The sequence below is a fragment of the Lactiplantibacillus sp. B652 genome (assembly GCF_023806745.1).
Classification (GTDB): Bacteria; Bacillota; Bacilli; order Lactobacillales; family Lactobacillaceae; genus Lactiplantibacillus; species Lactiplantibacillus pentosus.
In genome coordinates, this window is the sequence record NZ_JAMSKY010000022.1 from 1 (window position 1) to 14,204 (window position 14,204).

Annotated in this window: 15 protein-coding genes and 4 tRNA genes; 16 read left to right on the forward strand and 3 right to left on the reverse strand. The window is 42.5% G+C overall.

Annotation, left to right across the window (positions count from 1 at the left end):
- The first annotated feature begins 43 nt into the window (after nucleotides 1-43).
- The 6 genes from MZO40_RS15815 (at nucleotide 44) to MZO40_RS15840 (ending at nucleotide 4,186) form a co-directional block, all read left to right on the forward strand.
- A tRNA-Asn gene (locus tag MZO40_RS15815) sits at nucleotides 44-116 on the forward strand.
- Between the two features lie 45 nt (nucleotides 117-161).
- Nucleotides 162-234: transfer RNA gene (locus MZO40_RS15820), tRNA-Thr, on the forward strand.
- Nucleotides 235-1,581: 1,347 nt separating this feature from the next.
- Nucleotides 1,582-3,054, forward strand: a complete 1,473-nt coding sequence (locus tag MZO40_RS15825) for a peptide MFS transporter (RefSeq protein ID WP_105961057.1) — start codon at nucleotides 1,582-1,584, stop codon at nucleotides 3,052-3,054.
- Nucleotides 3,055-3,114: 60 nt separating this feature from the next.
- A complete protein-coding gene (locus tag MZO40_RS15830; protein ID WP_082230353.1) occupies nucleotides 3,115-3,948 on the forward strand; it encodes a metallophosphoesterase in 834 nt (277 codons plus the stop codon).
- Between the two features lie 74 nt (nucleotides 3,949-4,022).
- Nucleotides 4,023-4,105 (forward strand) — tRNA-Tyr (locus tag MZO40_RS15835).
- A 9-nt stretch (nucleotides 4,106-4,114) separates the two neighbouring features.
- Nucleotides 4,115-4,186: transfer RNA gene (locus MZO40_RS15840), tRNA-Gln, on the forward strand.
- Nucleotides 4,187-4,339: 153 nt separating this feature from the next.
- Here the strand turns inward: MZO40_RS15840 and MZO40_RS15845 are convergent.
- Nucleotides 4,340-5,485: a site-specific integrase gene (locus MZO40_RS15845; protein WP_027822226.1), complete on the reverse strand. Its 1,146-nt coding sequence runs from the start codon at nucleotides 5,483-5,485 to the stop codon at nucleotides 4,340-4,342.
- A gap of 49 nt (nucleotides 5,486-5,534) precedes the next feature.
- Nucleotides 5,535-5,951: a helix-turn-helix domain-containing protein gene (locus tag MZO40_RS15850; RefSeq protein ID WP_046947797.1), complete on the reverse strand. Its 417-nt coding sequence runs from the start codon at nucleotides 5,949-5,951 to the stop codon at nucleotides 5,535-5,537.
- 122 nt (nucleotides 5,952-6,073) lie between these two features.
- On the opposite strand from MZO40_RS15850, the gene MZO40_RS15855 reads away from it, so the two are divergent.
- From MZO40_RS15855 to MZO40_RS15900, 10 genes are all read left to right on the forward strand, one after another.
- Nucleotides 6,074-6,268, forward strand: a complete 195-nt coding sequence (locus tag MZO40_RS15855) for a helix-turn-helix transcriptional regulator (protein WP_046947796.1) — start codon at nucleotides 6,074-6,076, stop codon at nucleotides 6,266-6,268.
- A 12-nt stretch (nucleotides 6,269-6,280) separates the two neighbouring features.
- The gene (locus tag MZO40_RS15860) at nucleotides 6,281-6,967 is read left to right on the forward strand and encodes a Rha family transcriptional regulator (protein ID WP_046947795.1); all 687 of its coding nucleotides are present in this window, start codon (nucleotides 6,281-6,283) and stop codon (nucleotides 6,965-6,967) included.
- A gap of 26 nt (nucleotides 6,968-6,993) precedes the next feature.
- The gene (locus MZO40_RS15865; RefSeq protein WP_046040869.1) at nucleotides 6,994-7,287 is read left to right on the forward strand and encodes a hypothetical protein; all 294 of its coding nucleotides are present in this window, start codon (nucleotides 6,994-6,996) and stop codon (nucleotides 7,285-7,287) included.
- A 312-nt stretch (nucleotides 7,288-7,599) separates the two neighbouring features.
- The gene (locus MZO40_RS15870; RefSeq protein ID WP_046947794.1) at nucleotides 7,600-8,022 is read left to right on the forward strand and encodes a hypothetical protein; all 423 of its coding nucleotides are present in this window, start codon (nucleotides 7,600-7,602) and stop codon (nucleotides 8,020-8,022) included.
- Nucleotides 8,015-8,236, forward strand: a complete 222-nt coding sequence (locus MZO40_RS15875; protein ID WP_046947793.1) for a hypothetical protein — start codon at nucleotides 8,015-8,017, stop codon at nucleotides 8,234-8,236. The genes MZO40_RS15870 and MZO40_RS15875 overlap by 8 nt, the downstream gene beginning before the upstream one ends.
- Before the next feature lie 12 nt (nucleotides 8,237-8,248).
- Nucleotides 8,249-9,028 carry a bifunctional DNA primase/polymerase gene (locus MZO40_RS15880; RefSeq protein WP_046947792.1) on the forward strand — a complete coding sequence of 260 codons (780 nt, stop codon included), beginning with the start codon at nucleotides 8,249-8,251 and terminating at the stop codon, nucleotides 9,026-9,028.
- Nucleotides 9,029-9,039: 11 nt separating this feature from the next.
- Nucleotides 9,040-10,458 carry a virulence-associated E family protein gene (locus MZO40_RS15885; RefSeq protein WP_046947791.1) on the forward strand — a complete coding sequence of 473 codons (1,419 nt, stop codon included), beginning with the start codon at nucleotides 9,040-9,042 and terminating at the stop codon, nucleotides 10,456-10,458.
- 673 nt (nucleotides 10,459-11,131) lie between these two features.
- Nucleotides 11,132-11,443 carry a DNA replication protein gene (locus MZO40_RS15890; protein ID WP_225351412.1) on the forward strand — a complete coding sequence of 104 codons (312 nt, stop codon included), beginning with the start codon at nucleotides 11,132-11,134 and terminating at the stop codon, nucleotides 11,441-11,443.
- Nucleotide 11,444: 1 nt separating this feature from the next.
- Nucleotides 11,445-11,858 carry a hypothetical protein gene (locus MZO40_RS15895; protein ID WP_046040767.1) on the forward strand — a complete coding sequence of 138 codons (414 nt, stop codon included), beginning with the start codon at nucleotides 11,445-11,447 and terminating at the stop codon, nucleotides 11,856-11,858.
- 1,042 nt (nucleotides 11,859-12,900) lie between these two features.
- Nucleotides 12,901-13,227, forward strand: a complete 327-nt coding sequence (locus tag MZO40_RS15900) for a hypothetical protein (protein ID WP_027822219.1) — start codon at nucleotides 12,901-12,903, stop codon at nucleotides 13,225-13,227.
- Between the two features lie 478 nt (nucleotides 13,228-13,705).
- Here MZO40_RS15900 and MZO40_RS15905 read toward each other — a convergent pair.
- A partial coding sequence (locus MZO40_RS15905) for an IS30 family transposase (protein WP_252133413.1) occupies nucleotides 13,706-14,204 on the reverse strand: 499 nt, incomplete at its 5' end.

Sequence of the window (14,204 nt, forward strand, 5' to 3'; positions counted from 1 at the left end):
GGGGATCGCTCCCTGCGAGGGTAGGACGTTGCCATGCGATTATTCCGACATAGCTCAGTTGGTAGAGCGCTTGACTGTTAATCAAGATGTCGACGGTTCGAGCCCGCCTGTCGGAGTGACATAGATGTTGGCAATTGTGTTAACATCTATTTTTATATCATGCCGGCTTAGCTCAGTTGGTAGAGCATCGGTATCGTAAACCGAGGGTCATCAGTTCGACTCTGGTAGCCGGCACTTGCGAGGTGGGAAGTTGTTCTCACCTTTTTATTTAGCCCAAATTCAAAAATTAGACGGCAGCCTGACACAATCGTGTCAGGCTGCTTTTAGTTAACGGTAATTTTGGGGCAGTTGACCGTAAGCAGTAAATAACCGGCCGCATTCCTAGCATCCGCCATATGGATTATGATTACCTCATCAAATAAATTGGTGAGGTGTTTTTGATGAATAAACAAGAAATCGTGCAAAGGACAAGCGTGTTCTAAACTTTTCAAAAACCGAGAAATTTAGAACACGCTTTTGTTATTGAAAACAATCTGAAAGGCATAAATCAACACGGTCAGTTATTTACTGCTTGCAGTATTTCGGCAACTGAGACTGAGCAGTCCATCAATCAGATGACAGTCGCAAGGAATAAGCCTGATTGTTGCGTAAGCTTCGGTAGTAAAGTCGATGGCATTTTTATGAAGAACTTGGGCCTAAACCAAGTTGGTCGGCACATCGATATTTGATGTGCCATCATTAACTGATCTGATAACTTTGTTTCGGGCACATCGTCAAGGGTTACTGACGATCGTTACCTGAAACTGCCTAGAACTCAATCTGACTCATGATTTCATGCTAAAACGGGATGTGCTAGTTCTAAATCCTCAGAGCTAAATGTAATCTTGCAAGACGTTGCCGGCGACAGGATGCCTTAAACAGCTCATAATAGGCAGCAACGACTGACGTCACGCTTGAATAAGGATGTCGGCTGGTAGGAGAAAACTAACGGGAGATTGGTAATAGCCCGTGTCTGAGACGTGCTTTAGGCTCGCTCCACTGAAGTCATGGTATGAGCGCTGGTCTATTGCAGTGTGTTCTCACCCAGCGCTAAAAAATACTTTTCTAGTGCAAATATGTTTTAGTGTACATTATGGGATAATGGCTGGGATAAAAACGCTCACAGATTGATGGTGATGGGGCTTCAATAAGTCTAGTGAAATTGGGACATCCGATAAGCTAATTAGCCTGATAATCACAGTTTGAGGTTTTGTTTAATAAGAATTTTGATGAATTGTCACGTGATTTGACATTTAGTGAGTATTAATTATTTTGTTTTAAATTAGAATTCAATGTATATGCTAATGATAAATAGTCCCCCGTCAGTGCAATGATAATCAGTTTAAAGCGGAATAACGCGGTTTCTGGTTCGTTAATAATTGTGGATGAGAATTCATTTAATGGTTATTAGATTAGAAGATGGTTAGTGCTATTGTTGAATATGATTAAGGCTAGTATAATAGTTATTATGTTTAATTAAGAAACAAAATTTGTTACTTTTAAACGAATACAAACTGGTTATGAAGTTTGGAGGAATCGATATTGGATAAGGAAGAAAAGCTGGATCGGTCGTTCTTTGGCCAACCCCGTGGCTTGCGGACGTTGTTCTTCACTGAAATGTGGGAACGGTTCAGTTATTACGGGATGCGCGCGTTACTGATCTACTATATGTATTACAGTGTCGCTAAGGGTGGCTTGGGATTCGACCAAGTCACCGCCGCATCAATCATGTCAATTTATTCGGCCTTAGTTTACGTTTCTAGTGTTCTCGGTGGCTTTTTAAGTGACCGGGTCTGGGGGAGCCGTAAGACCGTCTTTATTGGTGGGGTCTTCATCATGTTGGGGCATATCGTGCTCTCAACCCCATTTGGCGTTGGCGCACTATTTGTTTCCATCGCACTGATCGTTATTGGGACCGGGTTATTAAAGCCCAACGTTTCAGATATGGTTGGTCAATTATACACCGCTGAAGATACGCACCGGGATGCCGGCTTTAGTATTTTCGTCTTCGGGATTAACTTAGGTTCACTGGTCGCACCAATATTAGTTGGCCGAATCGGATTGAGCGTGAACTTCCACTTAGGGTTCTCATTAGCCGCCATCGGGATGTTCTTTGGCCTGTTACAGTACTACTTTGATGGTAAGAAGAACTTAAGTACGGCTAGCCTTTACCCAACTGATCCATTGGAACCCGGTGATATGAAGAAAATCACCACACGGACCACACTGGGTGTCATCGGAATTGCGTTAATCTTACTCTTAATGTGGTTAATGCATGCCTTGACACTCGACAACGTGATCAGTTTGATCAGTATTCTGGTTATTTTGACCCCAATCGTCTACTTTATCTTGATGTTAACGTCTGAAAAGACGAATGCAACTGAACGTTCACGGGTTCGTGCCTACATTCCATTGTTTATTGCCGCAGCGTTATTCTGGGCCATTGAAGAACAAGGATCAGCCGTGTTGGCATTGTTTGCCGCCAACCGCGTTAACCTTAACATTGGTATTTTTCACTTAGCTGCCTCTGATTTCCAAATGTTGAACCCACTGTTCATCATGATTTACACCACACCGTTCGTTTGGTTATGGACGAAGTGGGGTAAGAAGCAACCTAGCTCACCAGCCAAGTTTGCGGTTGGGTTAGTATTCGCCGGTGCTTCATACTTGATCATGGCCATGCCAGGTGCGCTCTTCGGAACTGCCGGTAAAGTTAGCCCACTCTGGTTAGTGGCTAGCTGGGCAGTCGTTGAAATCGCCGAAATGCTGATTTCACCAATTGGGTTATCTGTGACGACTAAGTTAGCGCCAAAAGCGTTCGCTTCACAGATGATGAGTATGTGGTTCCTGACCGACTCTGTTGGTAGTGCAGTTAATGCGCAGATTGTTCGCTTCTACTCAACGAAGACTGAAGTGCCATACTTCGCAATTATTGGGATCGTCAGCGTCTTACTCGGGATCGTGCTGTTTACGATGGTACCGATGATCAAACGGTCAATGCAAGGCGTTCGTTAAACGCAATTTTAATGAAGGTATGTTATCTTATTGATAGCATATCTTTTTTTGTGAGGAGGAATTGACATCGTACGGCTAGCTTTCAGTAGTGATAATCATTTTGATGTGAATCGAATCGATGCGGCCGCGATGATGCGCGCCCAAGCGACCTATTTATTGCAACAAGGCGTGCAGTGGTATTTAGTTGCTGGCGACTTGTTCAATGATTTTCAGCGCAGTGAACAGTTTATTGTCGATTTACAGGCGTTATTAGGCGCTCAGACCCGCGTTTACTGGATTGCGGGTAATCATGACATGGTTCACGGTGTTTCGTTTGACGAGCTTGAAACGGGCCAATTCGCGGGCTATCTCCATAACCGCTACGTTGATATTCCCGGGACGGACTGGCGCGTGATTGGCAATAACGGCTGGTATGATTATCAATACGCCGCCCAAGAGCCCGACACGACGACGGCCGACTTCTTGCACTGGAAAAATGCGTTTTGGATTGACCGGGCCATTAAACAACCAATGAGCGATGGGGAACGGACGGCGTTGATGCTGAATCAAGTCAAAGCGCAATTGGTCCTGGCAGCCGCTGAACAGAAACAAGTGGTGTTTATGACTCACTTTGTGCCGCGGGCCGACTACTTGCAGTTTGCAACCGGGAAGCGGTTTTGGAATATGGCTAACGCGTTGATGGGAACACCACGTTTGGGCGAATTATTGGAACAGTTTAATATCGCCCACGTCTTGTTTGGGCACTTACACGTTCATCCGAAGCCACGGACCTTTGGGCAGACGACTTACTACGATCAGGCGGTCGGATATGGCCTCAAACGAATCAATGAATGGCGGGCAACTAATTTCATGGCAGAGTGGTATCAAGATACCCAAATCATTGATTTAAAATAAATTCAAAAAAAGTTTTGAAAAAGCCTTGATTTTTTATTCAAAATTATGTATTCTAATATAGTTGAATGATTCACGGAGGGGTAGCGAAGTCTGGCTAAACGCGGCGGACTGTAAATCCGCTCCTTCGGGTTCGGTGGTTCGAATCCACTCCCCTCCATTTCATTTTTGGGCTATAGCCAAGTGGTAAGGCAACGGGTTTTGATCCCGTGATGCGCTGGTTCGAACCCAGCTAGCCCAATAGATAACACACAATAGTCGTCAATGAGACTCAATGAGCCTTGTATGACGGCTTTTTTGTTGCCATCGACACACAATAAGGCACAATAGGGCACAAATAAAATGCACCACAATTGCACCAAAAGTGCACCACAGAATGCACCACGGATTTATATTAAATGTCCATGTAGCGAGCTAGCTTAGAAGCCGCCTCGTTTCGTTGCTTTTTGGTAACGTGTAAATAGATCTGTTGTGTAATCTTTAAGTCAGCATGACCGAGCGTTTTAGAAACTTCGTTAATCGTGGCACCAGCTTCGAACGATAAAGTACAAAAAGTATGTCTAAAAGCATGAATCTTTATGCGTCTTAGATCATATCTTTTGCAGATACTACGATTCCAATGGTCAGGCATACTCGGTGATAGTGGTTGATTGTCGTTGCTAGCAAAAATAAGTTGTTTAGGGTTTTTGGAATTGAAGCCCAATTCAAAATATTGTCTAGCTTGGGTCATCCGCCACTTATGAAGCCATTGCAACGTCTTAGGGTCAATTGTGATAGTGCGATAGCTACTATTTGTCTTGGGCGTTTGCGTAACGATTCGCCAGTTCTTACCTAGTGATTGCGTCTTGTTAACCGTTATTTCGTTGGTTTCAAAGTTAATGTCCCGCCACTGTAATGCTAGTGCCTCGCCACGGCGTAGACCAGTGAACGCTAACAGACGGAACAACATAAAAGCTTGTGGGTTGTCATAATCGTAGGCACAATCAAGAAAATGCACTAGCTCGGACTTCTCATAAAAATCAATGTGAGGTGCTTGCTGGTGCTTTTTTTGTTTTGGTATACTGGTCTTAGCCATTGGGTTACGGGTGGTTAATTCCATCCGTACACCAAAATCAAAAACACTAATGACATACGTTCTAAAACGGCGGTACTGTTTGAGACCTTGATTAAGCCAGCTATGCACGATTGATTGACATTGGGCGACAGTGATACGTTTAACCCGTTGAGAGCCTAACGCTGGCAATATATGCAGTCTGAATATATCTGCTGTCTTAGCCCATGTTGATTCTTTGACTTGTGATTGGTAGTCCTCGCTGAACCACTTTTCGTATAACTCATTAAAAGTAATATCGTTGCTTGATACATAACCTTTTCTAGTAAAATCTGTCTGAACATTGGAAGTCCATAATTGGGCTTCTTTTTTTGTCTTAAAACCACGTTTGTGCATCCGTTTGGCTTTGCCGTTGGTATCTTTACCCACGGATGTAAAAGCCTCCCAGAAAGCACCAGATTTAGTTTTATACTGTTTGAATGTAGCCATATTGATTATTCCTTTCATACCAGCTGGCGGGCAAGTATGTAAAGGCTAATTAGTTTAAGAGTGTTTTGAGAAATGTAATTAAAAGTTTTCTTTTTTCTGCGTCTAGTTTATTGCCATTATCATCGATATAGATAGGCGCTCCGGCTAGTGCATCCTGAATAAAAATAGGAACTTTACCGGGGTGAGTTGATCGTGCGTTTAATAAAAAACCTATAACATCAATGTCTATTGTGTTGTTTTTCGGGTTTTGAGAATTTACATTGAGAATATTTTTTTCTCCTGACATGCCATTTAAATATGCTGATGATACACCAAGAACTTTAGATATTTTTTGAAGTGATTCAATTTTTGGCTGCCTTTTGTTGTTTTCATAGGCGCTTATTGACGAAACCGATAAACCACTTTGTTTTGCGAGAGAAACGATAGACATATTTTTAGCTTTACGAGCTATTCGTATATTATTCAATGAGTTCACCACTATTCTACATTTGTTTGTACTTTACGGTTATTATTCTACAAATGTGCTTGACTTGTCAACTGCACTTTTGTAGAATTGTAACCAATCATACACAAAAGTAGGTGATTAAAATGGTTGAGACAACTAAAGAGTTAACTCATGCAATTGGTCGGAAGCGTGGGGAACTTAATATAACAGTGCTAGAACTATCACGGCAAACCGGTGTTAGTCGGTGGACATTAGACAAAATTTTATCTGGAGAGCGAACTAGTGTGAGAGTGGGGACTATCGCTAAACTTAATGATTGGCTATATAAGCAAGTTTAAGGAGGCCGTGCTATGGATTTAGTAACGTTAACATCACAGCGATTGGACGCGGAAGCATATACGACTGGCGATGTGATTGCGAAGTATGCAGGGATTACCCACCATGCTGTTAATGTAACGATCAATCAGCAGTATGAGAGGTTGGCGCGTGCAGGTAATGGCAAGGTGTCATTTAAAATGAAGCCTATGCTAAGTGGTCAAAAAGCTAAGGTCTATTTACTCAACGAGCAACAGGCTACCTTGCTGATCACGTTCTTAAAGAACACACCACGGGTAGCTGATTTCAAGGAGGAACTTGTTAGACAGTTTACAGTTATGAAACGTGAATTGATTTTGCGTCAGGCTAAGTTTGAACTAGGTAAGGATTTTTCTAAGTCATTGCATGAAACGATTAAAGAAAGTCCGGCGCTAGGTGAGCATGGTCACTTATACGTGAATATTAACAAGTTAGTGTATAAGCAGGCGTTAGGGGTCAACGTGAATGAGTTGCGCAAAGCTCGCAATATTCCTAAGACCGAGGCTATTACTCACTACTTAAGTTCTAGTGAGGCGGATGCAGTCAAGCGGGTTAAACAGCAGATCAGAACGCTACTTGAAATGAAACTGGACTACCAGCAAATCAAGCAAGCTTTGCAAATTCAAGGCGTGATTTACCGTATTGAGTTGCAATTGCCGGTTAAAGCATCCGTAATGCAATAACCTATTAGGCTAAGTGCTGAGAGGCGGTGAGGACGATTACAGAACCGATTAAGGTGTTATTAAGTGATGAACAGGCGCAGGCACTACGCGACTTCGTATACCAGCTAACTACGGATTCAATCAGTCAGGCTAAGCGTGATGTGGGTGCTAGTCAGCAGTGGTTACGCAAGAAGAAAGCAGCGGCGTATGCGGATGTATCAGAGGGAACGTTTGCAGGCTGGACGAAGCAAGGATTAGTAGGCCACGTCATTAATGGATCAGTGCTATTTAATAAGCACGACATAGACTTCTATATCAATCACAATGGAAAAATGAAGTAATAAAATCCGGCTGGCGGGCAATTGCGTTTGATGAACACATAATAAATTCGAGTGAGGATGGTAACTATGATTGGAACACTATTGATGAGTTTAGTTAAGTTTATGATTATTTCAGCGGTTGGCAACGTGTCATTTAAATTGATTGCTAATCCGGGTAAGTATTTCGGTTAGGCAGATTAAGGAGTTAGAACATGAATGAGCGTACAAAAAAAGTCCGTGTTACTCGCCAAAGTATCACACGGACAGCCTGAAAACACTACTGTTATGGGCTTTTTGTATACTCATTTTACTACAAAATGAGGAGTAAACACAATGGGTAACCCAATTTATGAACTATCAAAGTTAAATGATATTAGCGCGGCGTGCAAGCACGCGGGTATTTTACTAGAACGGGTCAATAAAGCAAATAGCAGCATTTTGGCCATTAGTGATTTAGTTGAACCAACGTTGAAACACTTAATTAGTAATGCGCCTGATTATTTTGAGTTAGACGCTGACAGACTACGAAAAACACTTGAAAACCGAGAAACGACTATCTATAGCACAATGTGTGTATTAGTAGAGATGGGTACACTAGCAATGAATATTGATGAGGAGACAAGCGGTCTAAGTGGGGTTATTGATGACATTAATAGCACTGTAAACGGGATTAATGACGGTATTAACTCCATTTTGGATGGTGGTAATTCGGATTGCAGCGATGATAACTCACAGGGGGCGACTAATCATGAATAATACACAGACGCAATTAAATCATGCTAAGACGACTTTACAAGGCACTTTATTGCAACTGGACTACTTACAAGAGCTAGTCAATCAAACGGTAATGCGTGATAGTCAGCGGACTAAAATTAGCCAGCAAATTCATAACATTGAAGTGAACAACCAAGGCGCATTGAAACAACTTGCATCCGTCTATGAAGTCCCGTTAGTCGGGATAGCCAAGTAGGATGGTGAGCGAATGAAAGCAAACGACAGGCTAATGAGGGCGCTACAACTTGCCCGTGATGGTGTTGCGGTTTACCCCTTAGCAAGTAACAGCAAAGTGCCGTTAAAAGGCACACGGGGCTATAAGGACGCTGCCACGGATGTAGAAACGATTAAAGGCTGGTTTGAGCATGTCCCAAGGGCGAACCTTGGCATCCGTTTAGACCAAGCTAAGTTAATCGTGGTGGATATTGACCGACATGGTGATATTGATGGCACGGAAACATTGAGAAAACTCAATCAGCGAGGCAAGCCCCTGCCGAGTGACACTTATATTGAGCAGACCCCGAATGATGGCTTACATTACTTCTTTAAGTTGTCGGTTAAGCTAGATATGAAACGGCGAACAGGTCTATATCCGGGTATTGATGTACTGACTGACTTCGTAGTAGTAGCACCGAGCGTGATCAATGGTAGTGATTATAGGGCAATTGAACCAACTAACGAGATTACGACAGCGCCCCAGTGGTTAATTGATGATCTGTTACCCAATCAACGGATGAACAAGGCACCACAGCACGCCTCACAGATACGAAAGACGTGGGCGGGACGAATGCTTGATGACTTAGTGGCTGGTACTGGCGAGGGCAGTCGCAATAGCTACCTGACTTCGTTATTAGGCAAGTTACTACGGACTGGCTGTAATGGAATGACGGCCTACGAGCTACTACAATATGCTAACGAGCGATTACAACCGCCGTTACCGGATAAAGAGGTTAATACTATTTTCAAGTCCATCATCAAACGGACGTAGGAGGTGTCAATGTGTCAGAGGATAAGAACTTAAAGCAAGCCATCCAAGAGCATGACAAGCGGATTAATAACGTCACAGCTTTAAAGGGTGATGATTGGCAAGACCAACTCCGATTAACGACCCAAGGGGCTATTCGGCGGAGTTCGCTATACAATATTTTACTGTTTATTGAAAATGACCCGAATTTAAAAGGTGTGTTGGCCTATAACGAGTTCTCGGATCGAGTGGTGAAGTTACGTTCTAATGATAAAACGGGACTAAAAAAGGGCGATTGGCGAGATACGGATGATTCCTTACTACGGTTTTATTTTGACGCACAATATAACATTTTGCTGTCAAAGGATAACTTGCTGGATAGCATTGTTAAAGCGTCACAGGAACATGGCTTTGACCCGATGAAAGAACGGATTGAAACGGTGAAGTGGGACGGCCAGCCAAGGGCGGAAACCTTTTTCATTGATTACCTTGGTGCCGAGGATAATCACTATACACGGATGGTAACTCGCAAGTGGTTAGCTGGGGCGATTGCACGGGTTTATCTTCCCGGAGTGAAGTTTGATATTATCCCAATCTTAGAGGGAAGCCAAGGACTTGGCAAGAGTACCTTGGTGCGCCAGTTAGCGCCCGATTACTTTAGTGATGACATGAAGAGCATGAAAGATAAAGACGACTATCAAAAGCTAATGGGGAGCTGGATTATTGAACTTGCTGAACTGTCGGCCATGAACAAGACTGATATTGAGAGCATTAAGAACTTTACTAGTGCCCAGTCGGACTATTACCGCAACACTTATGCGCGCCGGCCAGAACAACATCCGCGCCGGAATGTCTTTATCGGTTCAACCAACCATCGAGACTATTTAAAAGACGCTACTGGTGAACGGCGCTTTTATCCGATTAAATGCGGGGTACAGCCCGTTACTAAGAACCCGCTAAAGGCGCAACAAGCTGACATGCTGCAGATCCTCGCCGAAGCTAAGACTTGGTTTGACGCTGGCGAGCAGCTTTATTTTGACCAGCAGACGCTTAATGAGGCCAAAGCCTATCAACAAGAAGCCCAAGTTATTGATCCAATGCGTGAGGCTGTAAATGATTATCTGACAATGATGGTGCCGACTAATTGGGAAGAATTGACGGTTAGTGTTAAACAGTCATATTTCACGGCTATTGAGAATGGTAATCCAATTGATTCGGATTCAGAAAGCTGGTTACATGCGAAACTAGCACCGAATAAAGAACCAATTCAGCGCACGACTACCCGTGAGATCATGGCGGTTGTTTTTGACCATGCGACTAACAAATATTTTAGTGGTCGGACTAACGCCGAAGCTAAGAAGATTAAGTTGATTATGGATAATATGGAGGGCTGGGAATACAGCCAAAATTTAGTTATTAACAGCAAGCGCAGTCGGGGGTATCAACGTACTTAATTGGTACTTTATTAAATAACCCGTGTAACCTGTGTAACGTGTGTAATCATTGATATATTAGGATTTAAGATTAAGTGAACGTGTGTGATACGTGTGTTAACCCGTGTAGAAACTACACACGTTGAGACACGTTACACACGGCTATGGTTTGAAATAAACGTTGCTATATCAGCGTTTTACACAGGTACACACGTTACACGGGTATTTTAGTTTGTAAAAAGGTAAAAAAATGAAATAAAGCTAATCACAGATAATACAGAGGGTTGGGAACATAAAAGAGTACACATTGGAGAACGCTATTTACGGATGTATGTTAGGTGTTAAATAGAAACTTATTACTAAATAACGTGGTTCAAGTGGTTCAAAGTGATGTAAAGCTATATATATCAAGCGATACAAAGATTTACTAACGTGGTTCATACGTGGTTCAACGTGGTGCTATCATGGTTCAAATGAACCACGTTGACCACGTATGAACCAACAGTGAGGTGACAACAAATGTTGCTATATCGGCGTTTGAACCAATGAACCACGATGACCACGTTAAAACGATATTAAACTTTAAAGAATTGCATTTAAGATGAAATAGGAAAAGGTAGGTGCCATTAAAATGACGTTATCAATGACTGAATTTAAAGTATTAAACATGTTGCCTCGTGGTGCAGGTTACCCAATGACAATACCGAATATCTGCAAGGTAACCGGGCTTAAAGAACGGGATGTCAGAGAAGCCATTAGTATCTTAATTAATCAACATGGCGTGCCAATTGTTGCTAACCGGGGCGGTCATAATACGGGGATGTTTATTGCAACGGATGAAGCCGAGTTGAATATCGGGGTCACTTCGTTTAAGAACCAAGTTACTACGATGAACGCCCGTATTAGAGCCATAGAGCAAGCTGACTTGAACGGCTGGGAGAAAGCCCTAAGACCAGACATTAAGCGCTTAGAGACACAAGTAAGCCACGATAAGGAGGCGAACTAGTATGCGAGTGCTTTACCCTAAGTTAGTTGAAGAAGCCTATAATTACATTGCTAAGGCTGAACCAGCCGTTAAGAATGCGCCTAACGCTGTTAAGTCAGAGATATACAGCAAGATGGTTAATGACGGGATAATTGATGAGAATGGCGAACCAACACAGACAGCTATTGATCGGGGCTTCATTGATGGTGATAGCGAGCTAGATTATGAACCGGCTACGCTGACCAAGTTTAAAGCAATGTACCCGTGTTATAAGGAGTATGACGATAGCCATTTCAGCCACACCGATCAGGGCTGGGTGATTGACAGCTATGTAATGAAGTCATTATCACTTAAAGCTCTCAATGACCCGGACAGTAGCGAAGAACAGCGCGCACTCGCCCGTCACGCACTACAAGAGATTGAACGGTTTAGTTAATAAGTGTAAGTGAGTATCGTGCTAAAAAGTACGATGCTTTTTTTAGTTGAGCGAAGTTGTCCCGTTAGTTATTTATATGAAAATGGATTGTTATATCAATGGTTAAAAGGCTTTGATGGCAATATAAAATATTGGAAAATAATGGAATCAAAATGTTAGAAAATGTTAGAAATAAAAAACGGGATAATGCTAACAATTGCTAACCTAAAAGCCGAATAGGGGTTACAAAAGTTTACTAAATGGATAGTATTGTGAAGACTGGAAAACCTTATAAAACCTTATGCGGAACGGCCTATTAAAACCTATTATTGTTTTGCTGTGTAAACTGCTTGTTTCTGCTAATGTGCAGTGAACAACCTGACAAAACCTGACACTTAGGCAGATCACTTTAATTAGATGTGCCTGAAAAGTGGTGCACCCCATAACACCGATATACCAGCAATATGGTGCAACCCTATGTTGGTAAATGTTGATATTATTCGTACAAAACGGACACCATATAGTAAGCGACAAGTAACCCGACACGATTAGACGGCATATTTAGCTGGAATGTTGTTATAGCAACGTCTATGGGCTAATGAAAACTCATGAAATGTCGGATTATGTCGGATATTTTACTGGAAAATACTGGAAGTTGAACATTGCCAGTTAGTTAATAGCTTGAATGCTTGTTATGACTGGCCTTAGAGCTGTTTTAAATAAATGAAAATGTTGGAAAATGTAGGAATGTAAAAACGGATGAGTATGTCAGCTGGCTTAGATGGCGTTGGGTTACTGGTTGGGTTACTTGCTGGGGCACTCGAGCGAGCATATAATGCAGACAGTTGTTCGTGAAGTAGCACGGACATCATGTTATAATTCGATTATGGGGATTAATTGTAGCGTTGTCAGGAATGGCAACATACGTTAAAAGGGATGTTTGCGGGGTGGCTAGCGTCCCTTTTTTTGATGATTAGCAAGTGGTATGATGGGTTTAAGGAGTAGGGCTAGAAAACGTCAGCTATAAACGCTGGCGCTTTTTAGTCTTTTAGGGAGCGAAAACATGGAACAGTGGTATCGTAACGCACGCCAATATTTGAAGCAGTACCGTTTTTACCATGGGATTGTTGAGCAGGCAGTTAATGATTGGGAAGGGGCAGAGAAGCCCAGGCGATTGCAACAAATGGAGTTGTATTGTCAGCGGGTTACTAATGCAATTGATAGCATCCGTGATGAACGTCAAGCCAATCTATTGCGTAATGAGTTCATTGTGGCGGATGGTAGCCAACGGGTGGCCTATGAACTATCGGGACTAAGTAAGTCGCAATATTATGTCATCCGCAAGCAAGCTATGCGTGAATGGTTGCAGTTAATCAATCAACACAAATAAGTTAGAGAAAACTGGAGTTTTAGCGTGTTTTGGATTAATCGTAAACACTGATATAACAATGCCATTGAACCCTGTTATCATAGCCATAGCATTGTTATTTTATTAACAACCGTACAGAGAGTACGCCTGTTGTACCGATCCTAAAATGTTAGGAAATGTTAGGGTGCAAGTGTAACCGGAGTTACGGTTGTAAATAACGGCGTAACAAAAAAGCCATCCTAGAATTAATCAAGGACGACTAATGTTATAGAATGATTAACAGGTCAGGCTTACGCCAAGTAATATGCCAACCTTAGCAAAAGTCTATCAAAAAATTTAATCACAAGCTAAAGAAACGCGATAGCTACCTAGCAATTAAAACGTCACCATTTGGCAAGGTATACTGTCCGCCTATTTCACCAAGTTCAATGGTTGTGCCGTTGAGCTGAGTAAACGGTGAATTTAGTATGGCAGATTGCAAGAAATAACTTGAACGAATTTAATGACGTAAATTAAGCAAGAAGATCTCGATTGGTGTATGCCAATTAAGACATTTAAGTGGCCGTGAATTCAAATACCAGTTGATTTGAACCAGTTGGTGATCACTTAGTTCTTCAATGGCTTGGCCTTTGGGAATAAAGCGCCGCAAAACTCGGTTACGGTTCTCATTACTGCCTCTTTCATGCGGTGAATAGGCATGTGCAAAATAAACCTGTGTACCAGTTCGCCGTTCAATTGTCTGATAGTTAGCGAACTCTTTACCATGATCTACGGTAAGCGTCTTGAGCTTGTCTTGAAGTTGACTAGCTAGTTCAAGTACGGCTTGAGTCATGGACTGACTGTCGCGACCATGGAGCCGTTTAACAATTGTCAGGCGACTCTTACGCTCCACAAAAGTAGCCACAGCTTGACCTTTACGTTTACCAGAAAGTACGGTATCAGCTTCAAAGTGGCCGAATTCCTGGCGAGTTTCGACTTTATGAGGCCGCTCCTCAATG